24 protein-coding genes are annotated in these 22,564 nt (G+C 47.7%); 5 read left to right on the top strand and 19 right to left on the bottom strand.

Annotation, left to right across the window (positions count from 1 at the left end):
- Positions 1–408: 408 nt before the first annotated feature.
- Positions 409–1,536 carry a M20/M25/M40 family metallo-hydrolase gene (locus tag KNO75_RS05055; protein WP_214821682.1) on the bottom strand — a complete coding sequence of 376 codons (1,128 nt, stop codon included), beginning with the start codon at positions 1,534–1,536 and terminating at the stop codon, positions 409–411.
- Positions 1,537–1,709: 173 nt separating this feature from the next.
- A complete protein-coding gene (locus tag KNO75_RS05060; protein ID WP_214820168.1) occupies positions 1,710–2,708 on the bottom strand; it encodes an aromatic acid exporter family protein in 999 nt (332 codons plus the stop codon).
- A gap of 77 nt (positions 2,709–2,785) precedes the next feature.
- Between KNO75_RS05060 and KNO75_RS05065 the strand changes: the two genes are divergently transcribed.
- Positions 2,786–3,856 (top strand): N-acetylglucosaminidase, encoded by a 1,071-nt coding sequence (locus tag KNO75_RS05065; RefSeq protein ID WP_251126048.1) that lies wholly within the window; start codon positions 2,786–2,788, stop codon positions 3,854–3,856.
- 38 nt (positions 3,857–3,894) lie between these two features.
- Here the strand turns inward: KNO75_RS05065 and KNO75_RS05070 are convergent, their stop codons facing one another.
- Complete coding sequence (locus KNO75_RS05070; protein WP_214820170.1) at positions 3,895–4,509, bottom strand: hypothetical protein; 615 nt, start codon at positions 4,507–4,509, stop codon at positions 3,895–3,897.
- 186 nt (positions 4,510–4,695) lie between these two features.
- Between KNO75_RS05070 and fadH the strand changes: the two genes are divergently transcribed.
- Positions 4,696–5,466: a 2,4-dienoyl-CoA reductase gene (gene fadH, locus KNO75_RS05075; RefSeq protein ID WP_353047565.1), complete on the top strand. Its 771-nt coding sequence runs from the start codon at positions 4,696–4,698 to the stop codon at positions 5,464–5,466.
- Positions 5,467–5,504: 38 nt separating this feature from the next.
- Here fadH and KNO75_RS05080 read toward each other — a convergent pair whose 3' ends face one another.
- The 8 genes from KNO75_RS05080 to KNO75_RS05115 form a co-directional block, all read right to left on the bottom strand.
- Positions 5,505–6,080 carry an HD domain-containing protein gene (locus KNO75_RS05080; RefSeq protein WP_214820175.1) on the bottom strand — a complete coding sequence of 192 codons (576 nt, stop codon included), beginning with the start codon at positions 6,078–6,080 and terminating at the stop codon, positions 5,505–5,507.
- A 2-nt stretch (positions 6,081–6,082) separates the two neighbouring features.
- Positions 6,083–6,757, bottom strand: coding sequence for a metal-dependent hydrolase (locus KNO75_RS05085; protein ID WP_214748101.1), 675 nt, complete (start codon positions 6,755–6,757; stop codon positions 6,083–6,085).
- Positions 6,758–6,787: 30 nt separating this feature from the next.
- Complete coding sequence (locus KNO75_RS05090; protein WP_074033278.1) at positions 6,788–7,510, bottom strand: amino acid ABC transporter ATP-binding protein; 723 nt, start codon at positions 7,508–7,510, stop codon at positions 6,788–6,790.
- Positions 7,507–8,166: an amino acid ABC transporter permease gene (locus KNO75_RS05095; RefSeq protein WP_012726548.1), complete on the bottom strand. Its 660-nt coding sequence runs from the start codon at positions 8,164–8,166 to the stop codon at positions 7,507–7,509. The genes KNO75_RS05090 and KNO75_RS05095 overlap by 4 nt, the downstream gene beginning before the upstream one ends.
- Before the next feature lie 60 nt (positions 8,167–8,226).
- Positions 8,227–9,018 carry a transporter substrate-binding domain-containing protein gene (locus KNO75_RS05100; protein WP_214820177.1) on the bottom strand — a complete coding sequence of 264 codons (792 nt, stop codon included), beginning with the start codon at positions 9,016–9,018 and terminating at the stop codon, positions 8,227–8,229.
- A 182-nt stretch (positions 9,019–9,200) separates the two neighbouring features.
- The gene (locus KNO75_RS05105) at positions 9,201–9,542 is read right to left on the bottom strand and encodes a DUF952 domain-containing protein (RefSeq protein WP_214692910.1); all 342 of its coding nucleotides are present in this window, start codon (positions 9,540–9,542) and stop codon (positions 9,201–9,203) included.
- 56 nt (positions 9,543–9,598) lie between these two features.
- On the bottom strand, positions 9,599–10,027 hold the full coding sequence (locus KNO75_RS05110; RefSeq protein WP_012726551.1) for a BrxA/BrxB family bacilliredoxin: 429 nt from the start codon (positions 10,025–10,027) through the stop codon (positions 9,599–9,601).
- 35 nt (positions 10,028–10,062) lie between these two features.
- The gene (locus tag KNO75_RS05115; protein ID WP_214820179.1) at positions 10,063–11,247 is read right to left on the bottom strand and encodes a class I SAM-dependent methyltransferase; all 1,185 of its coding nucleotides are present in this window, start codon (positions 11,245–11,247) and stop codon (positions 10,063–10,065) included.
- 99 nt (positions 11,248–11,346) lie between these two features.
- Between KNO75_RS05115 and KNO75_RS05120 the strand changes: the two genes are divergently transcribed.
- The 3 genes from KNO75_RS05120 to KNO75_RS05130 all read left to right on the top strand — a co-directional run bounded on the left by KNO75_RS05120 (position 11,347) and on the right by KNO75_RS05130 (position 12,852).
- Positions 11,347–12,120 carry a sporulation protein gene (locus KNO75_RS05120; protein WP_214820181.1) on the top strand — a complete coding sequence of 258 codons (774 nt, stop codon included), beginning with the start codon at positions 11,347–11,349 and terminating at the stop codon, positions 12,118–12,120.
- Positions 12,121–12,239: 119 nt separating this feature from the next.
- Complete coding sequence (locus KNO75_RS05125) at positions 12,240–12,620, top strand: hypothetical protein (RefSeq protein WP_214820183.1); 381 nt, start codon at positions 12,240–12,242, stop codon at positions 12,618–12,620.
- A 16-nt stretch (positions 12,621–12,636) separates the two neighbouring features.
- Positions 12,637–12,852, top strand: a complete 216-nt coding sequence (locus KNO75_RS05130; RefSeq protein WP_214820185.1) for a hypothetical protein — start codon at positions 12,637–12,639, stop codon at positions 12,850–12,852.
- 44 nt (positions 12,853–12,896) lie between these two features.
- On the opposite strand, the gene KNO75_RS05135 is transcribed toward KNO75_RS05130, so the two are convergent.
- The 8 genes from KNO75_RS05135 to KNO75_RS05170 form a co-directional block, all read right to left on the bottom strand.
- Complete coding sequence (locus KNO75_RS05135) at positions 12,897–14,213, bottom strand: dihydrolipoamide acetyltransferase family protein (protein WP_214820187.1); 1,317 nt, start codon at positions 14,211–14,213, stop codon at positions 12,897–12,899.
- 12 nt (positions 14,214–14,225) lie between these two features.
- Positions 14,226–15,203, bottom strand: coding sequence for an alpha-ketoacid dehydrogenase subunit beta (locus KNO75_RS05140; RefSeq protein WP_214820189.1), 978 nt, complete (start codon positions 15,201–15,203; stop codon positions 14,226–14,228).
- Positions 15,203–16,210, bottom strand: coding sequence for a thiamine pyrophosphate-dependent dehydrogenase E1 component subunit alpha (locus KNO75_RS05145; RefSeq protein WP_483297961.1), 1,008 nt, complete (start codon positions 16,208–16,210; stop codon positions 15,203–15,205). The genes KNO75_RS05140 and KNO75_RS05145 overlap by 1 nt, the downstream gene beginning before the upstream one ends.
- Positions 16,211–16,222: 12 nt before the next feature.
- The gene (lpdA, locus tag KNO75_RS05150) at positions 16,223–17,632 is read right to left on the bottom strand and encodes a dihydrolipoyl dehydrogenase (RefSeq protein WP_214820191.1); all 1,410 of its coding nucleotides are present in this window, start codon (positions 17,630–17,632) and stop codon (positions 16,223–16,225) included.
- On the bottom strand, positions 17,616–18,707 hold the full coding sequence (gene buk / locus KNO75_RS05155) for a butyrate kinase (RefSeq protein WP_214820193.1): 1,092 nt from the start codon (positions 18,705–18,707) through the stop codon (positions 17,616–17,618). Before buk ends, lpdA begins: the two co-directional genes overlap by 17 nt.
- Position 18,708: 1 nt before the next feature.
- Positions 18,709–19,830 (bottom strand): Glu/Leu/Phe/Val family dehydrogenase, encoded by a 1,122-nt coding sequence (locus KNO75_RS05160; RefSeq protein WP_214820195.1) that lies wholly within the window; start codon positions 19,828–19,830, stop codon positions 18,709–18,711.
- A gap of 25 nt (positions 19,831–19,855) precedes the next feature.
- Entirely contained in the window at positions 19,856–20,752 is an 897-nt protein-coding gene (gene yqiS, locus KNO75_RS05165) for a phosphate butyryltransferase (protein WP_214820197.1), read from the bottom strand.
- Positions 20,753–20,873: 121 nt separating this feature from the next.
- Positions 20,874–22,511, bottom strand: a complete 1,638-nt coding sequence (locus KNO75_RS05170) for a sigma 54-interacting transcriptional regulator (protein ID WP_214820199.1) — start codon at positions 22,509–22,511, stop codon at positions 20,874–20,876.
- Between the last annotated feature and the right edge of the window lie 53 nt (positions 22,512–22,564).

Below are 22,564 nucleotides of genomic sequence, written 5' to 3' on the forward strand. Positions count from 1 at the left end.
TATCAAAAATAGGCGAGAATACTTCCACTTCTAAACGTTCAGTGCAAATCCCTAGTGAAAGTGGGAGATGAATCGCCTTCAGGCAAGGTGTGTCTTGAGACACATCAATTGCCCGACAATCTCGGCTTAAAAATACTTAGAATCGGGAATAAAAGTATGTCATGTTCTTTGAAAACTGAAGATATAGGGTTGTGACAGGAAGTTCGTCTGTCACGTAAAATCTTCAACGTTCACCTTGCGGATGACCGAAGTAGCGAAAACCAAGCAGAGTAGGCATCCGCGGAAAAGAAACTGACAAGATTGACTTTCAACCGTCGGGACGACGGGGTTAGCCTGATAAGGTTCCGAACGTTAGGTCGGATAACTCAGGAATCCTCCATCTCTAAGCAAAGCGTAGGTGGAGGTAGTTCAATGCTTAGGTGATGCGACTTCTTCGACGATTGTAACGACATACTCGACGAGTTTATATAGCTCTTCAAGTGGCATCCGCTCGTTCGTCGTATGAATTTCTTCATAACCGACTGCTAAGTTGACTGTCGGAATCCCGCCACCGGCGATGACGTTCGCATCTGAACCGCCACCTGAGTGCAAGATTCGTGTCGGACGTCCGATTGTCGCCGCTGCACGTTTTGCGACCTCGACAACTTCATCGCCTTCTTCAAACTTGAATCCCGGGTACATGATATCGATATCGACTTCAGCACGACCACCGAATGACTCCGCCACTTCGATATAGGCTTGCTTCATCGTTTCCGCCTGTTTCTCCATTTTCTCATGAATGAGCGAACGAGCCTCAGCTAGTACTTCGACATAGTCACAAACGATGTTTGTGGCACGTCCCCCTTCGAAGCGTCCGATGTTCGCCGTTGTTTCTTCATCGATTCGACCGAGTGGCATCTTCGCGATGGCTTTTGCTGCGATTTGAATCGCTGAAATCCCTTTCTCAGGAGCGACACCCGCATGAGCCGTCTTGCCATAAATCTTCGCGTTCACTTTCGCTTGTGTCGGTGCCGCGACGATGATGTCGCCGACTGGACCGTCCGAGTCAAGCGCAAAACCGAACTTCGCGTCGATTTTTGATAAATCCAAGACTTTCGCCCCGACGAGTCCTGATTCTTCCCCGACCGTAATCACGAATTGAATCTGACCGTGTGGAATCTGTTTTTCGTTCAACACGCGAACAAGCTCGATCATCGCCGTGAGACCTGTCTTATCATCCGCTCCGAGAATCGTTGTACCATCCGTGACGACATAACCATCTTTGATGCTCGTCTTGATTCCCTTACCAGGTGTCACCGTATCCATGTGAGCTGTGAAGTAAATCGGATCAACATTCTCTTTCGTTGCAGGCAACGTGATGATCAAATTGTTACCAGAATGTGCTGTCTTCGTTGATGCATCGTCTTCATACACATCACATCCAAGCTCTGTGAATACCGCTTTCAAGTGTTCACAAATGACAGCTTCTTCCTTCGTTTCTGAATCGATGCCGACCAATCCTAAAAATGTGTCAAGCACACGTGTCTCGTTTACCATAAACAACATCCCTCCATCCAAACATTTCTTGACCATTATAACAAACTCCCTTAGATTGCACGAATCTTTTCCATTCTGTACAATGATGGCAAACACGTACATGGAGGCAAGTTATGAAGAAAAAGCAAAAAAGACGACAACGCATCATTCAAATTGGCGTCATCGTCATCGTCTCAATCTTTTTGATCAGCACGTTTCTCTCGAGCATGACCATGTTCTTTTAAGAGCAAAATATAGCGCTCTTTCAAGATCAAGTAACTTTTCACATCCGATAAAATATTCAACAAGGATGAGCGTACCTCAAATTCTTCACGTGTTGTGGGGAGAGGTACGTTTTTTCGATAGTGTTCAATCATTTCTTCAAGTTCTTGCAGAAAAACGGAAGCGTCCGCCTGCTCGTTCACGTGGTCCCCGACACGACGCAAAAATGTTGCAACAGGTTTTGCTTCATTAACGACCATGGTGATTTCTCTTGCGTTATCAGCGACCCGCTTCAAAATATCGTATTGTCGCTCCCGCATCCGGAAGTAGAGGTAATCCATATCTTCATTTCGTTTCCCAATGGAGTTACCCATACGTCGAAGGGCCAAATCTTTCCCTTCTTTCAAATAGTCCCGTGTCTTGATGAGCATCATCGAATGGTTGTTATACACACCGGTCTCGACACATGCCGCTACATCGTAAAAAAGTACGGCAAGCGATCGGTCGATACTATCTTTGATACGCTCGATTTCTCGATCTAGCGTCGGCATATACATGTTGACGATGAGTCCGACCCCGACACCAATCGCGATGAGCAATAACTCGTTGATGAACAATTCAAGCGAGAACTGCGCCTCGGTATAGAGATGCGTCAAGATCACGACACTCGTAATGAGTCCATCTTGCAGTTTCAGTTGTTGTACGAGCGGAATGAAGATGACAAAATAAAGTGTGAGCGTCACCGGTGAATAACCGAGTAACGTAAACATCGCGGCGCCCATCCCGATGGCGAGAAGACTCGCCATGACACGCTCATACGAGGCGCGAATAGACTTTTTCCGTGTCTCTTGAATACTCAAAATGGCGATAATAGCAGCAAATACAAAATAATCAAGATGAATCGTCTCGGAAATGAGCATTGCGATACCCGCTGCGACCGCGGTTTTTAACGTCCGCGTTCCAATTTTCATACTGATTTCCCCCTTCTCCATCAAATTGTTGACTAAATCAACTCGTTTGGCAATTCAAAAGTTTGGAAGTGATCTGATTGAAACAAAAGAAAAAACGTACGATTTGGCCGATGATTGCGACGCTTGGTCTTGCCATCGCCGCATTTTTATGGATTCAGTCTGGCCGTGAAGACACGTATATTGTCGAAACCGTCACGAACGGGGACCGTGTCACACGGTCGTTCGAATCTCTTGCTGAGGCAAAACGCTATATGGCAGCGGGAAATAACCGCACCTTATTCTCTCCTTCTGGAGAAGTTCTCGACTTCACAGGCACCGGTGTGGCCGTGACTCCAAGCGATGCCATCACGAACCTTTACGAAGATCAATCGTTTAAAAAACGTCAGTCTTATGTCGCTGGTGGTACAAGACTTCAACTCCTTGAACGAGGCGAAGACCATTTGAAAGTACGCATATCAGGCGCAGACGTCTACGTAAAACCTGATCAGATGGCATTGTTCCCAGAAGCCGTCGTGGAAAGACGTGGATATTACGAGATTCGAGATGGTGATGTGTATCATTCCGTCGAGGCGAATGCGAATCTCGCCGGCACGTTTCTTGTCGGACCGACAGAGAAGCGCTCAGAAAATCGTTTTTATACGGAACGTGTCCGAGACGTCTTCGACTCTCCCTATCAATTCGCTTCAATCCGATCATCGTCACCGTATTCCGCCAAAGCGTTCGATCAGTATTTACAATCCATCGACTCGCCTCTCGCTGGAGAGGGCGACGCCTTCAAACGTGCGGAAGAAACGTATGGAGTCAATGCCTTGTTCCTACTCGCGGTAGCCGGTCACGAGTCACGGTTTGGAACGTCCGACATCGCACGGGAAAAACGTAACTTGTTCGGATTCCGGGCAACAGATGACGACCCGAGCGGCAACGCCACAACCTTTGAGACGGTTGAAGCGAGCGTTGACGCGGCTGCCGAACTGTTCGCCACAAAATATGTAAAAGGACCATACGCACGCGGAGATTACCCTGGTAACAAACAAGAAGGAATTAACATCTTTTACGCGTCAGACCCGTATTGGGGTGAGAAGGTTGCCGGTACGATGTATGCAATCGATCGCGAACTTGGCTTGGAACAGTTAAAACAGATAAAATGAACAATAGCCCAGCTCAGTTGAGTCGGGCTATTATTCATTTATAGTGTATCACTCACTTCAATTTCGTAAAGCTCGATGAGTCGATTGTTGTCGAGCACTTTCTCACTTGCCTCTTCATACCGTTCCGTGACGAGCGGGATCAGTTTTTCCCACACGACCCACTTCATATATTGATCACGATCATAATTATGATTCAGCTCATATACACTCATTTCTTTTGCCTCGGCATACCGTCTCTGTGACTCGACTTCCTCCGCATCAGGTCCTCGTTCAATCCAACCATCGACTTCTTCATCTGTTACGACGACCCCATACTCGTCTTTCGCATGAGTCAACCAAGCACGTTCAAAATCAGCTTGCTCTGAAGCGCGCGTTATGAGCTTGTTTATATCAATACTTTCATCAAATATACTCATCTCCACGTACATTCGTTCCGCCAACTTCCGTTCGAAATCATTCTTGATTTGCGGGGCCACATCGCGTTGGAAATCAGTTAAGATACCTTTTAGTTCGCCCACAGTCATCTCAGGAGCTGTCTTTGTTTCGACTTGAGAATTCGTCACCTTTTCAATCGGTTCGGACAAATCATCATCTCTCATATTCGTAAAAACGAGCGCTATCACAACTAGAATACTGAAAATAGATATCCCCATCAGTCGCCTCATGGCTTAGCAGCTCCCTCCAATTGATTGACATCATCTTACGCACTTCAATCGTATCATATTCTATATATGCATCTTGTCGAAGAAATGATTCAACACCAAATGACATCTGATTGAAGGAATTTCAAATCAGAAGACGAATATATAGAATGAACGACCATTCATTTTCAAGGGGGAATCAATATGAAAACGATTTGGATTACCGGGGGATCGTCTGGTATGGGGAAAGCCATGGCCTTAAAATTTAAGCAAGAAGGATGGAATGTGGCGATCAGTGGTCGAAACGAGGAACGACTACTTGAAGCGATGAACGAACTGAACGCAATCGAAACAGGTCAAGCGATGAGTGTGCAGCATGATGTTCGTGATTATGAAGGATGCGCTCAAGCACTCGCTGACATCGTATCCGCTTACGGACCGGTTCACGCACTCGTCAACAACGCGGCAGGTAATTTCGTCTGTCCGACACTTGATTTGTCTCCGAACGGTTGGGCGAGCGTCATTGACATCGTCTTGAACGGCACATTCAACTGCACTCATGTTCTCGGGAAACATTGGGAAGCAGAAGAATTACGAGGCGGTTCAATCATTAACATGGTCGCCTCATATGCATGGCAAGCAGGTCCTGGTGTCGCACCGAGTGCGGCAGCGAAAGCGGGCGTCCTCAATTTGACGAGAACGCTCGCAGTTGAATGGGGCTATCAGTTCGGGGCTCGTGTCAACGCCATTAGCCCAGGACCGATTGAACGGACAGGCGGTGCGGAAAAACTCGTGTCCCATGTCAAAGAAGTAGAGCGGATTCGCCGCAATGTCCCACTAGGACGTTTTGGGACACCGGAAGAAATCGCCGACTTGGCCTTTTGGATGGCCTCTGACGAGATGCGTTATTTAAACGGGGATTGTATTTCTCTTGACGGCGGCCACTGGCTCAATAAACATCCATTTTAATCAAAAGGACGACCGAGACATATGTCTCGGTCGTCCTTTTAAATGTCTACTCCATCCCACTCTTCGTGAAATTGCACCAAAAAGCGCTCCATGAACGCATGCCGTGACATCGCCAATTGTTTCGCTTTAGCGGTATGCATCCTAGACGCCAGATTCAACAGTTTATCTTGAAAATGTTGTATTGCACTTTCTTCCGACAGATTGAGCGGTGTTCCGCGAGAACCAGCGAATTGGAATGTTCGCGCAATCCCAATGGCCCCGATGGCATCAAGACGATCGGCGTCCTGCAAAATTTCACTTTCGCGAGTCGTAGGCTGAATCCCTCTTGAGAAAGACACTTCATCGATTAAGGTCAGCACTAAGTTTGCTTGCTCTTCAGTGATTTCTAGAGAAGTCAAATGTTGTTTGACGAGCCCCTTCGGTCGACCGAGCTTATGGTCTTCCACGTCATGTAAATACGCAGCAAGGATGAGCACTGTCTCGTCGACAGGCTCATCCTTCATCAAGCGCTTCACCAGTCGGACGACGCGCTCAATATGAGCGGTGTCATGCCCTGTATGGTCTTCTGCATGAATCTGTTCGACGAACGTTTTCGTCGCTTGTATCACATCCACGCTTAAATCTCGATCGTCGTGTTCGGTTCAATCAAAAGACCACGACGATGTAACTGGTCACAGAATGCCTGAGCGTCCTGCTTGATCGGCGGGAACGTATCAAAGTGGATTGGGACGACCCGTTTGGCTTGGAGCCACTGCGCCGCGTCTAATGCATCTGCAGGTCCCATCGTAAAATTATCTCCGATTGGAAGGAATGCGACATCGATTTCGAAACGTTCTCCGTACATTTTCATATCCGAGAACAGGCTCGTATCCCCAGCGTGATAGAGCGTCAGCTCATTCGTCTCAATGATGAATCCAGCTGGCATTCCCATATAGATTGGTGTGTCACCCATATCGAAACTCGAGCTATGAAATGCTTGCGTCATCGTGACACGTCCGAACGGGAAGGCGTGTCCGCCACCGATATTCATTCCGTGTACAGAAAATCCTTTTTTCTCATAGTAGGTCGCGAGCTCATGCGTCGCCACAATCGTCGCACCCGTCTCTTTCGCGATCAATTCGACATCTTCGATATGATCAAAATGAGCGTGGGTGAGCAACAAATAGTCTGGGCGTAGTGTAGAAGGGTCTACTTCCGTATGAGGGTTACTCGTCAAAAATGGATCGATCAACACGTTTACGCCATCGATCTCAAATCCTACTGTCGCGTGTCCGTAATAAGTGATTTTCATGTGCATTCATCCTTCCTTCGTAAGTTCAGATTACAACACTTTTTCTAAGAATCGTTTCGCACGGTCTGTCTGCGGGTTCAACAATAGGTCGGCCGGTTTTCCTTCTTCCATCAGAATTCCTTCATCAAGGAAGAGGACACGGTCTGCCACTTCACGAGCAAAGCCCATTTCGTGTGTGACGACGACCATCGTCATCCCTGTCTCAGCTAACCCCTTCATGACATCGAGTACTTCGTTGACCATCTCAGGGTCAAGTGCCGATGTCGGCTCATCGAATAACATGACGTTCGGTTCCATCGCCAAAGCACGTGCAATCGCGACACGTTGTTTTTGTCCACCTGATAATTGGCTCGGGTAGGCGTCGATTTTCTCAGAGAGGCCGACACGTTCGAGCAATTTTTTCGCACGTTCAAGAGCTTCAGCCTTACTGACTTTCAAAACATTGACAGGTGCATACGTCAAATTGTCCAATACGCTCATATGCGGGAAGAGGTTGAACTGTTGGAACACCATCCCGATATTTTGGCGAGCCTTCGCGACGTTCGCCCCTTTTTTCGTAAGTTCGAATCCATCCACACTGACCGTCCCGCTCGTCGGGATTTCTAGCATGTTCAAGCAACGCAGAAATGTCGATTTACCAGACCCAGACGGTCCGATGACGGCGACCACTTCACCACGTTCAATCGTCGTCGTGATTCCCTTCAATACTTCTAAGTCACCAAATTGTTTGTGTAGGTCTTTAACTTCGATCATCTTCCATCACTCTTTCTTAACCGTTTTTCTAGACGTTGTCCAAGATACGTCAAGATCATCACTATCGTAAAGTATATCACACCGGCGAATAGAAGCGGTTCGAAGTAGATTGCCTTCTGCCCACCGACAATCTGTGCCCGGCGCATAATGTCGAGTACGCCGACCGTCGAGACGAGTGCCGACTCTTTCGTCAATGTAATCATCTCGTTGACGAGGGCGGGCAAGATATTCTTGAACGCCTGTGGCAAGATGATTGAACGTAATTGTTTGACGTATGGGACACCTAAAGCATCAGATGCTTCCCATTGGCCTTTATCGACCGCTTGAATACCAGCACGAATAATCTCTGAAATATACGCCCCTGAGTTCAATGAAAAGGCGATGACTGCCGATTGATATGGCGTCGTGATATAGCCAGTCAGTTGTGGCAACCCGAAGTGAATGATGGCAAGTTGCAAGATAAGTGGTGTCCCACGGAATACAGCCGTGTATGCATGTCCAATAAAGTTGATGAGACGATTCGGTACGATTTTCAGTGTTGCAACGACAATACCAAGTGAAATCCCGATTAATGCCGAGACGATGACCACTTGGAACATGACTGGAATCCCTTCAAGTATGTAAGGGATCGAATCATAAATCCGGCTAAAATCCATTGTAAGTTCCTCCTAAAAAAAGGCTGACCGATTCATCTTCAGTCAGCCTCGTACGATTCATTATTCGGCTGGTGCAGCCTCTTCTTCAAACCATTTTTGTGCTAACTCTTCGATTTCTCCACTGTCGATCATCTTCTTCAACTCTTCGTTGAATTGATCGCGGAGTTCATCGTCTTTACGGAAGGCAGCAGCAGAGCCCGCTTCTTCTTCGTCCACGATTTCAAATGTTGTCAATTCGCTGTCTTGCTCGAGGTATTTCTTCGCGACCGTATCTTCGATGACCATTGCGTCAATACGTCCTGTCTTGATTTCCTGGATGATCTCAGGAATCTTGTTCAATGAGACGATTTCAGCGTCTGCGATTTGATCCTGTGCGATTCCTTCTTGAATCGAACCAAGCTGGACACCAATCTTTTTGCCTTTCAAATCTTCAAGTGATTGAAGTGAATCATCTTTCGATAAGATCAAGTTCACCGCTGTGAAATAGATATCCGAGAAATCGGCATTTTCTTTACGTTCTTCTGTCGGTGTCATACCAGCCATGACGAAGTCGACACGACCCGCGTTGAGGGCTCCGAGCAAACTTCCGAAATCCATATCTTCAATTTTCAATTCATATCCCATGTTTTCTGCCACTTTTTTGGCGATGTCGATATCAAATCCGACGATCTCGTCGCCATTCGCTGTGTCGACGAATTCATACGGGAAGTAATCGGCACTCGTACCCATGACGATGACTTTGTCATCCTCACCATCGGTCGATGTCGATCCTCCTTCGTTCACGTCTGCTCCACATGCGACTGAGAACGCGGCCAGTCCTGCTAAACATAATGCTAGAAAACCTTTTTTCATCTTCATCTCCCTTTCGTAATTGAATGATAATTATCAGAACTTTAACAAAATTATGACATATGTGTGAACGTAGCTCAACTGTTCTATGACACATCAGTTGTCCGACTTGTGTCTCCAACCACTATATACACATAATTATTACTTGTAAAGTATATTCATGCAATTTATACAAAAAAAGAAGGTCACATCCGCTCGAAAGCGAAATATGTGACCGTTCCGTTGTCGCGAGACCCATATGGTTGGACCTGTTTGACGGATGACATTGGGATGGCACTATACACGTGCGGATAACGTTCCCCGTCCTCATCTAACTCATAATGTAACAGTTGCCCAAGACGATTGACGTAAAGGGAGACGAGAACGACCGCTTCTCCCGCATACGACGCTTTGACGACCTTTCCAATCTGTTGCGGCGTACAACATTTAATCGTTCCTTCCGATTGAAGAGACGGTTCATTGATTTCACCGCGTGACAGGGCAATCATATATTCTGCCTCCGTCATAATTTTGATGACTGGTTCCATATACACTGCCCCTTTTCACAAAAGCGCAAAGGCAATGCCTTTGCGCCGTTGCTTGATTATGCGAAGTAGATATCGAACAATGTTTGTAATTGGTCGACAAGTTCTTCCGCAGTTGACGACTCGATTTCACTACGCTCTACCATCGTCACGATGTTTCCATCCTCGAGGAGGGCAATCGATGGTGAAGACGGTGCATATCCTTCAAAATACTCACGTGCACGATCTGTCGCTTCACGGTCTTGACCTGCAAACACGGTCACGAAATGGTCAGGTTTTACACCTTCCATCTTGTTAACGTAAGCAGCGGCCGGACGAGCGATCCCGCCTGCACAACCACATACCGAGTTAACGAGTACAAGTGTCTTCCCTTCTTTTTTCAGTGCCCCGTCTACTTCTTCCGGTGTCGTGAGCTCTGTGTATCCTGCAGCACGCACTTCGTTACGCGCTTGTTCGACTACATCTTGAAAATATAATTGAAAATCCATGTTGTTTCCCCTTTCGACATTTCGTCTATACTCTCTTATTTTACGTCTTGTTCTACCTCGAGGACAAGTCTATCGCTCAATTCACGTTCTAAGAACGGATCTGCCTGTAACATTTGTTTAAAGGCGAGGTAGCGCGCCTTCGTCTCAGCACTCGCTTTACGATTCGTCAAATACGCACGAATCATGATGTTCTTCGGTGTATGCTCGAGGTCGATGAACTCCAGTAACTGAGCTTCATAACCAACAAGCCCAAGAAGTTCAGCCCGAATCGAATCTGTCGCCAGCGAAGCGAACCGTTCTTTGATCAATCCATGCTGAAGCATCACGTCTAGATTCGGTGCTTGAAGTTGACGATTTAACTCCTTCTGACAGCAAGGAACACTCAAGATGACTTTCGCCCCCCACCGGACGGCACGGGCTAACGCCATATCAGTCGCCACGTCACATGCATGAAGTGTCACGACCATATCAACAGCTGTCTCCCCTTCATATTCATTGATGTCTCCGACTAAGAATTCGAGCCGCTCATATCCTAAGTCTTTTGCAATCGATGCACATTCTTCGATGACTTCTTTTTTCAAATCGAGACCCGTGATATGGACATCATACCCTTTCATCTCGTGTAAAAAGTGATAGAGCGCGAACGTCAAATACGATTTCCCTGAACCGAAATCCAAGATTCGGACGGTACGGTCTGTCGGCAAGTGTTTAAGCGAGTCTTCAATGAACTCAAGGAAGCGGTTGATTTGTTTAAACTTGTCATACTTTTGTCGCTTCACTTTTCCATCACTCGACTGGATGCCGAGTCGAATCAAGAATGGGACTGGTTCGTCGAGTGGTAGCACATATTGCTTTTCCCGATTATGGCTCAACTGAATTTCTTTTTGAGCTGTCTGTCTCTCTTTAAAGGTCACTTTAAATTTTTTGGATAACTGAAATTGAAGGTCAGACTCTTTTAATTGAAACTGTCCTTGTCTGAACGTTTCAAGAAGGTCGAACAATTCTTCTACAGCCTCATCCGGTGATAAGTTTTTATGGTTCATCACCCGTTCGTACTGATATTCAAACTGGATGTGGTATGCATTCCGAAGCATGACCGGTTTCAATTTGACCCGTCTGAGATCACTTGATTTTTGACGGGGTTGACTGATTGTCGCCGACACGAGATGATTTGATTGGATTACGTCTTCGAGACGTTCTTGTAACGCTTTATATTCCAATGGATTCAATCCTTTTTTAGAAATTTTGAAACATATCGTTTCACCTGTCCGTACATACTATTACACGAAGACGACGTTACGTCAAAGGAGGATACACATATGTTTAAAAAGATTTTATCATCAATCGGAATCGGTGCCGCAAAAGTCGACACACGCTTGAATCAAAGCCATTGCACACCCGGTGGTGAACTTAATGGAGTGGTCCATGTAGAGGGCGGTTCAGTCGAGCAGTCGGTCGACAGCATCTATCTTTTCTTCAACACGCTGTATAAACATGAGGTCAACGATAAAACGACTCATTCGACCTTTACAATTGAAAAGATTTTATTGAATGAGGCTCCATTTATGATTGGACCAGGAGAAGTGAAAGAGATCCCGTTCACGGTCAACGTCCCGTTCAATACCCCACTCTCTGTCAGTCAATCGAAATCATGGATTGAGACCGGGCTTGATATCGCCCAAGCCGTCGACCCAAAAGATGAAGATGCGATTACCGTTCAACCGAACGCTTCACAACAAGTCATTTTAGATGCGATGGACGAACTCGGTTTTCGTCTCAAGAAAGCCGACACAGAGATGCTCCCGGCACGCCATCGTTCAGGTCGTCTTCCGATTGCACAAGAACTCGAATATTCAGCGAACGGCTCACGTTTTGGGCGTCAGTTAGATGAAGTCGAAGTCGTCATCTTACAAGAAGAGGATTCGATTGAATTACTCATACAAGTCGACCGCAGTGTCCACGACCTCGGAAGTCTTTTCGCTGATTTGACGGGAACGGACGAGTCGACGCATCGTGTCCGCTATGATGCTGCACGTTTGTCACCAGCTGAAGTTCGTCGCGACATCGAATCGATGATTGAACAATCGATATAAAGAACTTACCGACACGCCATTTCTATGAATGGCGTGTTTTTCTGAGATGTTGAATTTTACCATCCATTATTTTACAATAAACACATAGAATCAACCCTTTTTTTGGAGGTGACTACATCTTGTTCGCTTTAATAATCATCGGGAGTTTAGGTCTTGCGACGCTTGCCTCACCCATTCTAGAAACCAGCTTCTCTGATTCACTCGCCTATTTCACGCTTGGTGGACTCGAGGTGTTGATCGGTTTGATCGCGATGAGTTTAATGCGTAATCCGTCGACAAATGCCTTATCATTCATGAAGTTCGTACCTTATCTTGTACTCTTTATCCATTTCCCGGCCTCTCTCTGCCTGCTTTGGATTTCCTCAGTCAGACATGATGGTGTTCCCGAATTTACATTAGACTATATCTTTGTATATTGGATGTTTCTTCTCGTATTTATTGTAATCAACAAATCGATGTACCGTGTTCATCTACGACAATTTAAGAAGGTTCATGACTAGAAAGGACGATTCAACATTGGATCCATTTTACCTTCTTTACGACCGATCAATCCCGCTCACGCTATTCATGACGCTCGGCATATTTAGTCTTGTGTTTGCGTATGCGCTCTACAAAACCAAACAACGACTCTCGAAAAGACTCGTCATCACCGGCATGTCCATGTCGTTCCTTCTCTTACTCATCTCAGCCGCAAGTTTCTTCTTCACGCTATTCATTGGCTATAACTCATGAAAAATGGAGGCGATCCCACCGGGGGCGCCTCCATTTTTTTTGAATCAATACACTGTATATGTGTTCGGGTCGATCGACTCGAGCGACTGTTTGATTGCTTGCAAGAATTGCCCTGCGACGAGCCCGTCGAGGACACGATGGTCGACCGACATACAAAGGTTGACCATATCGCGTGCCGCGAACATTCCGTTCATCCAGACCGGACGCTTCACAATCGACTCGACTGATAGGATTGCCGCTTGTGGGTAGTTCAAGATTGGTGCCGATTGGATTGAACCAAACGCACCCGTGTTGTTGATGGTGAACGTCCCTCCACGCATCTCCTCCGCCTTCAAACGGTTCTCACGCGCACGTGACGCTACGTCTTGAAGGGCCACAGCGAGTCCTTTGATGTTCTTCTCATCCGCTTGGCGAATGACCGGTACATACAGGGCGTCGTTTGCCGCGACGGCCACAGACAGATGGATGTCTTGGTGAACTTTGATGTGGTCGCCTGCCCATTCTGAGTTCATCATCGGATACTTCTTCAATGCCTCGATGGCTGCTTTCATGAAAAACGGCATGAATGTCAATTTGACGCCTTCCCGTTTCATGAACTCATCTTTCAATTTCGCACGCGCCTCGACGAGATTCGTTACATCGACCTCAATCATGAGCCATGCGTGTGGTGCCTCATGCTTCGAGCGAACCATATTGTTCGCAATCGCTTGACGCACACCAGCTGTCGGAATCGTTTCGTATCGACCTGTAGATGTCGAGGCAGCTGATTGTGAAGGTTCGACGGCAGGACGTGGTGCCTCAGTCGGAACGTCCATTTTTGTTTGTACCATTGTCTCTTGGACAGGTGCTTGTGTCGCTTTCTCAGGAGTTGATGCAGGGCGTCCTTCTGATAAGTAACGAAGAATATCTTTCCGCGTAATCCGACCGCCTAGACCGCTTCCGCTCAATTCATTCAAATCGATGTTGTTCTCATTCGCGAGTCGGATGACGGCAGGAGAATATCGACCGTACCCACTCTGTTTTTTCGGAACCGTCGCGACAGCTTGCTTCGCTGCTGCCGGTTCTGCTGGTTCCGCTTCGGCGACCGGTTCAGTCTTCGTCTCAGTCACAGCTTCCTCTGCACTTTCGACTTCCATCGTCAGGACAGGTGTCCCGACACTGACCGTCTCACCTTCTGGAATGAGAAATTCTTTTACGATTCCTGCACTTGTTGCCGGAATCTCGGCCGTGACTTTATCTGTCATCACTTCGGCAAGTGGTTCATATTCTTCCACACGATCGCCCGGTTTGACGAGATATGTCGTAATCGTGCCTTCCGTCACACTCTCACCGAGTTGGGGCATTGTAATCGTTTGTTCCATGGAGACGCCTCCTTAAAACGCGGCGAGCTGACGCGCCCGCTCGGCAATTTTTTCTGGGGATACGATAAAGAATTTTTCCATCGGTGGTGCATATGGCATAGCCGGAACGTCAGGACCCGCTAAGCGTTCAATCGGCGCATCGAGTTCAAAGAGTGCCTTCTCTGCGATAATCGCCGCTACTTCTCCAATGATGCTTCCTTCTTTGTTGTCTTCTGTCACGAGTAACACTTTACCGGTCTTCTTGACCGACTCGATGATTGCACCCTGGTCGAGCGGATAGACGGTACGAAGGTCGAGAATATGCGTACTGATTCCTTCCTTTTCGAGTGTTTTCGCAGCTTCTTGTGCCATGTGGACACAAAGACCGTACGTGATGATTGTGATATCGTCACCTTCACGTTTGACAGCAGCCTTACCGATTTCAACCGTGTATTCGTCCGTTGGCAAGTCCGCCTTCAAAAGACGATAGGCACGCTTATGTTCGAAGAAGAGGACAGGGTCGTTCGAACGGATTGCTGCTTTCAACAATCCCTTCGCATCGACTGGGTCTGATGGAATGACGACTTTGAGACCTGGCGTCGAACTGAACATCGCCTCGACCGATTGCGAGTGATAGAGTGCCCCGTGAATGCCACCCCCGAAAGGAGCACGGATGACCATCGGACACGTCCAGTCGTTGTTTGAGCGGTATCGAATTTTTGCCGCTTCCGATACGATTTGGTTCACTGCTGGCATGATAAAGTCTGCGAATTGCATTTCTGCAATCGGTCGCATACCGTACATGGCAGCCCCGACTCCTACACCGGCAATCGCACTCTCAGCGAGCGGTGCGTCGATGACACGGTCTTCTCCATACTTCTCAATCAAGCCTTGGGTGGCACGGAATACACCACCACGTACGCCGACGTCTTCCCCGACGACGAAGACGTTTTCGTCGCGCTCCATTTCCTCATGAATCGCTTCATTGATCGCTTCGATAAACGTTTTCATCATTTTTCCTCCTCATAGACGTAATCCAATGCAGATTCAGGTGATGCGTACGGTGCTTTGTCCGCATATGTCGTCGCTTCATTCACTTCAGCATCGATTTGTGCATCGATTTCGGCAAGTGTATCCGCTGTTGCAATACCATCGTTCACAAGTCGTTGACGGAACAATTGAATGCCATCTCGCTCTTTTAATCCGGCCAATTCTTCAGCTGAACGGTATGCTTTGTCATCATCATCTGATGAGTGTGGGACGAGACGTTCGACTTCTGCTTCGATTAGCGTCGGTCCTTCTCCGCGAAGTGCACGTTCGCGCGCTTCCTTCACGACCGCATATACAGCAATCGGGTCTGTCCCGTCGACTGTCACACCTGGCATCCCGTAACCTTTTGCACGGTCTGATACATGCTCACATGCCAACTGTTTCGTAAGTGGTACCGAAATCGCATACTTGTTGTTCTCACAGAACAAGATAACCGGTAATTTATGGACACCTGCAAAGTTTGCCCCTTCGTGGAAGTCACCTTGGTTCGATGAGCCTTCTCCGAACGAGACGAACGTGACGAGTTCTTCTTTTTTCATCTTCGCCGCAAGTGCAATTCCGACCGCATGAGGGACTTGTGTTGTAACCGGAGATGAACCCGTCACGATGCGATGTTCTTTCGAGCCGAAGTGACCAGGCATCTGACGACCGCCCGAGTTCGGATCTTCCGCTTTCGCAAATGCCGACAACATCAAGTCTCTTGATGTTTGACCGAAGTGAAGAACAACCGCCACATCACGATAGTAAGGCAATACGTAGTCGATTCCTTTCTCGAGCGCGAACGCCGCACCGACCTGCGCCGCTTCTTGTCCTTGACATGAAACGACGAACGGGATTTTCCCGGCGCGGTTCAACTTCCACATCCGTTCATCAATCTTACGGGCGCGTACCATCGTTTCATACATTGCCAATAAATCTTGTTTGGTTAAACCAAGCTCTTCATATGAGTTTACAGTCATCTGTTCCATTCTTGTTCCTCCTTAGGCGTGAATCGGTAATCCATCAACGGCAAGTGCCGCTTCCTGGAAGGCTTCGCTCAATGCAGGGTGTGGGTGCACAAGTTGTCCCATCTCCCAAGCCGTCGCGTTCAAGACGAGCGCGAGTCCACCTTCTGTGATGAGTTCAGTCGCTTTCGGTCCGACGATATGAACACCGAGAAGGTCATCTGTTTCTTTGTCCGAAACGAGTTTGACGAATCCGTCTGCTTGTCCTTCAATTCGCGCTTTCCCGAGTCCGTTGAATCGATATGTCCCCGTCTTCACATCATGTCCGGCATCTTTTGCCGCCTCTTCCGTCAAGCCGACCGAAGCGACTTCAGGAACGCTATATACACAACGTGGAATGAGCGCATAATCGAGTGGTGTCGGCTCAAGTCCAAGAATCGTTTCGACCGCCTTCACGCCTTCTGCAGACGCGACGTGAGCGAGTTGTAACTTCCCGATGCAATCACCGATTGCGAAGATATGACGTTCTTTCGTCCGATACTGACTATCGACTTGGATGATCCCGTTTTCTACGACGATGGAAGTGTTTTGAAGTCCTAAGTCTTCCGTGTTGGCAACTCGACCAACCGAGACGAGGACACTGTCTACTTGTAACATCTCTTCCCCGACAGCAAGCTCCACTGTATTTTCGTGAATCAATGTTCGTTCGGCGTCGACCGTCACGCTCTTCTTCACACGGACACCACGCTTCTTCAATAAGCGTTCCACCTCACGAGAGACCGCCTTGTCCTCAAGTGGAAGTAATCGATCTCCTACTTCGATCAACGTCACGTTCACATCTAAATCGACGAGCATGGACGCCCATTCGACTCCGATGACACCTCCACCGACAATCGCAATCGATTCAGGAAGTGTCTCAAAATTGAGGAGGTCGTCCGAGTTTAAGATACGTTCGTGATCGAACGGCAAACCAGGAAGTTCACGCGGAATCGAACCTGTCGCGATAATCAATTGGTTTGGCAAGATGAGCTCTGACTCACCGCTTTCATCTTCAACGGATACGGTCCCAGGTTGTGGCGAGAAGATACTCGGTCCAAGGATCGAGGCTTTTCCGCGAAACACTTCAATTTTCCCTTGTTTCATCAAGTGCTCGATTCCTTTTTCAAGACCAGCCACAAGATCGCGTTTATACGTTTGAGCCCGTTCCATGTTGAACGTCACACTTCCCGTTTCTACGCCGTACGTTGCCCCCTGTTTCGCCGTTTGATAGACATGGGCAGCTTTTAGAAGAGCTTTCGTAGGGATGCAGCCTCTATGTAAGCAGGTGCCGCCTAATTTTCTCGCCTCGACGATTGCGACAGATTTACCAGCCTGTGCAGCCTTGATCGCAGCCACATATCCTCCTGGTCCTCCACCAATGACGACAACATCAAATTCTCGTGCCATGTGTATCCCCCTCATATTCTCTTGCGGTCTCTTCCTTCTCGATGACGCGAAGTGCACCTTCTGCCAAGGCTTTCAATTCATCTTCACCTGGATAAACGTATACCGGCGCGAGGAATGCGACACGCTCTTTAATCTTGTCAGTCAGCCAGTCAGAATAAGCGATTCCACCTGTCAATAAGATGGCATCCACTCGGCCACTGAGCGTCGCACCATGTTTTGAAATCTCTTGTGCGACACGGTATGCCATCGTCTCATAAAGGAGTCTCGCCTCATCATCTCCCGATTCCATCCGTTGCTCAATCTCAATCGCATCGAATGTACCGAGGTGTGCGAACAACCCACCTTGACCGACAATTTTCTTTTTCATTTCCGATTCTTTACACCTGGTACTATAACATAGTTCTACTACCTGTCCAACAGGAATTGAACCTGCCCGTTCTGGAGCAAGTGGTCCATCACCGTCGAGTCCATTGTTCACATCGATGACGCGGCCTTGTGCATGAGCACCGACCGTAATCCCTCCGCCCAAGTGAGCGACAATCAAATTCAGCTCATTGTAATCGCTTCCATTTTCAGTCGCAAAACGTTTGGCGACGGCCTTTTGATTCAGGGCATGAAAGATACTACGGCGATCGATGTCGGCCATTCCGGTCTTTCTTGCCAACTCATGCATCTCATCGACAACGACAGGGTCAACGATGAAGCTTGGGATTCCTTCATTCTCGCCTATTTTGGATGCAATCAATCCACCGAGGTTAGACGCATGCATACCGAATCTTCCGCTCGTCAAGTCCTCTCGCATCAAATCATTGACGGTATACGTTCCTGATGTCATCGGTGCAAGCAAGCCACCACGACCGACAATCGCGGTCAAATCGTTGACCGCGATGCCAGTCTCTTCTAACAAGGCACGTACTTCTTGCTCACGATGAGGTAACTGCTCAGGAAGGGTGAGACCGGTCACATCAATCTCATGGCGGACCGTACGTGTCATCACTTCTTCCTTCCCATCAAACAATCCAACTTTTGTCGAAGTCGACCCAGGGTTGATCGCAAGAATTAGCCGTTTTGTCATCTTAGCGTCTCCCCAGAATACTTTTTTCAACTTTGAGGAACTGACTACGTGAACGTGACATCATATGAATCCGCTCTTCAGCCATCTTGTCAGCCGCCACATGCGTCGGTACTCCATCACGCTCCGCAATTTCAAAGACACGCATCATGTTGTCATAGATGAGTTCGACTTTCTTCATTGCCCGTTCACGGTTATAACCTTCGAGTTCGTCCGCGACGTTGATGACACCACCGGCGTTGATGACGAAGTCTGGCGCGTAAAGGATACCGTTCTCGTCAAGTACATCCCCATGACGATCTTCAGCCAATTGGTTGTTTGCGGCACCTGCAACGATTTGTGCTTTCAATTGTGGAATCGTTTTGTCGTTGATGACTGCACCGAGTGCACATGGAGCAAAAATGTCACACTCGACCGCGTAAATCTCATCTGGTTTGACGATCGTCGCACCAAAGTCTGCTTCTGCACGTTTGAGCGCTTCTTCGTTGATGTCTGTCACAATCAAATGTGCACCTTCTTCATGGAGGTGGCGGCATAAGTTATAGGCTACGTTTCCGACACCTTGCACGGCAACCGTCTTCCCTGCGAGTGAGTCTGTTCCGAACTTCCATTTTGCAGCGGCTTTCATACCGCGGTAGACGCCATATGCCGTTACTGGTGAAGGGTTACCACTTGAACCGAACGCAGGACTGACTCCTGTGACGTAATCCGTCTCCATGTGAATGAAGTCCATGTCAGCTACCGTCGTGTTCACATCTTCAGCTGTGATGTAACGTCCACTTAGTGATTGTACGTATCGACCGAATGCACGGAAGAGAGCTTCTGACTTGTCCGTCTTGGCATTTCCGATGATGACAGCTTTCCCACCACCAAGGTTGAGTCCGGCTGCAGCATTTTTATAAGTCATTCCTTTTGCGAGACGCAACACGTCTGTGAGCGCTTCTTGCTCTGACTCATAATTCCACATACGAAGTCCGCCAAGTGCTGGACCGAGTGTCGTATCGTGGATCGCAATGATTGCTTTTAACCCAGAAGCTTGGTCTTGGCAAAATACGATTTGTTCGTAATCCTCAGATTGTAAGACATCAAAAATACGGAAGCGTGGTTCTGTGTTTGTTTCCATCATGATCAATTCCTCCTGTTAAGTACGATTAGTTTTTGGCATGTAACAAAGCGAATGCGAGGGAATAAAGTTTCGCCTCCGCTGTATCGGCACGACTCGTCAATACGACAGGGGCAGATGCGCCAACGACAATCGCCGCAACGCTCGCCTCTGCAAAGTACATGATTGATTTATAAAGGACGTTGCCGACCTCTATGTATGGTACGACTAATAAATCTGCTTGCCCCGCCACTTCACTATTGATTCCTTTTTGTTTCGCTGCGACCATATCGACTGCGTTATCAAGGGCAAGCGGTCCATCTACGATACAGCCTTTGATTTGTCCTCTACGATTCATCTGACTGAGCAACGCGGCATCGAGCGTCGCATTCATCTGAGGATTAACAACCTCAACAGCCCCAATTGCTGCGACTTTTGGCGATTCGTAACCGATGTCATGCATCGCTTCTACCGCATTATGAATGATTTCGACCTTTTCTTCGAGCGATGGCGCGATATGGATTGCTGCATCGGTCACACCAATCAATTTTTCCCGATTTGGAATTTGAAATAATGCGATATGACTGAGCGTCCGGTTCGTCCGAAGGCCAGCCTCTCGATTGAGGACGGCTTTCATGAATGTCGATGTCGACACCATTCCTTTCATGAGCACATCCGCCTCTTTGTTTTTCACGGCTAGTGCAGCACGTCTGGCAATCTCTACGTCACCTTTTGCATGTAAAATATCGACATCTGACTCATCGATTCCATACTGTTCACATAACTTTCGGATTTCCCGAGCTTCTCCAAATAAAATGAAACGTGACAATCCATGATCCGTGGCAAGTTTTACGGCTCGGATCACTTCTTCATCCGCTGCCCCCGCAATGGATACCGTACAACCCTCTAGTTGTTTTGCGTTCTTCAGCATCCGTTCAAAATTCATCATTGTCCCCCCTTGCTCTCTACACTATAACATAAGCAAGTTTGTTTCCTAAATTGTAAGCGCTTTATTATGCGGATGACTATGCAAAAAAATGCTTACCATGCAATTATTTTCATGCATATTATTTCATGGTTTCTAGTTTATTGTATAAAGTCCGAATCGAAATTTTTAATCGACGGGCAGCTTCTGACTTATTTCCACCAGCCTCTTCGATTGTTCGCTCAATCAAATCACGCTCATATTTCGCCACCGCCTCATGGAGCGTTCCAGACTCGACGACTTTCTGACTCGGCGTACGCGGTGATAATTGAAGGTGATGTGGAGCAATCCATTGTTCCGCGCTCGCCATATAAATCATCGCCCGACCAATGACATTCTCAAGTTCTCGGACGTTCCCTTTCCAATGCTGACTTTTTAGAAGCATCAGGGCATCTTCATCCACACCTTGTACACTCCGTCCATATTCTTGATTCAACTTCCGAATGATACGATCACAGAGTGCCTCGAGTTCATTCAACCGTTCACGAAGTGGAGGGATATGGATTGGCATGCGGTTGATGCGATAGTACAAATCTTCTCGGAACGTCCCATCTGCCACTTTCTGTTCAAGGTCAGCATTCGTCGCGGCGATGATGCGGACATCAATCGGAATCGCCGTCGTCCCACCGACTCGGACAATCTCATTTTCTTGAAGCACACGTAGAAGCTTCACTTGGACATCAAGTGGCAGTTCTCCGATTTCGTCCAAAAAGAGCGAACCGCCATCTGCCTCCTCAAAGTAACCGGTCTTTCCGCCACGCTTCGCGCCACTGAACGCTCCATCTTCATAGCCGAACAGTTCACTTTCGAGAAGCGTGGGTGAAATGGCCGCACAGTTTACCCGGATGAACTTTTTGAATTTCCGAGGGGACTCCCCATGAATGGCATGGGCGAACAGTTCTTTTCCTGTTCCCGATTCTCCGCGAATCAATACTGTTACCGGGGTCACAGCTGCCAATTTCGCTTGATCGATGACGAATCGCATCGTATCACTTGTCGCGATGATATCGGCAAACTGATATTTCGCCTCTAGATTTCGAATGCGTGTTTTCGCTTCTTGTAATTCATCACGCAGCGCACGTATTTGAGACACGTCTCGAATGACGCCGACCGAACCTCTCAACTTCCCCTCAACGATGATGGGTTCGGCATTCACAAGAATGTCACGTCGCGTCGCCCCGATTTGCATCCGAATGTCTCGGACCCCCTGCCCCGTCGATAGTACTTTCAAATGTACACTCTCCTGCATCCCGATGTCGGCAGTGGCGGGTTTATCGACGACATCCTCCTTTTTGAATCCCGTCAACCGTGTGTAAGACGGATTGATTAATATGGTGTTGCCGTGATGATCGGCTACCGAAATTGCCTCACTCGTACACTCGATGATTGCCTCAAGCATTTGCTGATTCTGCTTCAATCGTTCGACAACGATCCGAATAAACTCTCCTGGCAACACAACCGCATCTTGATAATGATCCTTCAACTCTTCAAACGTTTGATGCTGTCCTGTCGTCTCAATGACAAAGTCCAATGATGCATCCGCATATTTTGTCCAATTGTCCGTCACGGCGATGCCATAACTTTTGGCAAGTGCAATCCCTTCAGCCGATGCATCGGAGTCCACGACCGCCACGATCGTAGCAAGCGGAGAGTCCATCAACATGTTCAGGACTTCCGTCCCCCCTTTTCCTGCCCCGACAATCATCAATCGTTTATTCATACGAATTCCCCCATCTTTCTCTCTTCTCATCTTCATGCTACTGAATACAAACA

The organism is Exiguobacterium sp. s35 (assembly GCF_018617535.1).
In the GTDB taxonomy this organism is placed as follows: domain Bacteria; phylum Bacillota; class Bacilli; order Exiguobacteriales; family Exiguobacteriaceae; genus Exiguobacterium; species Exiguobacterium aestuarii.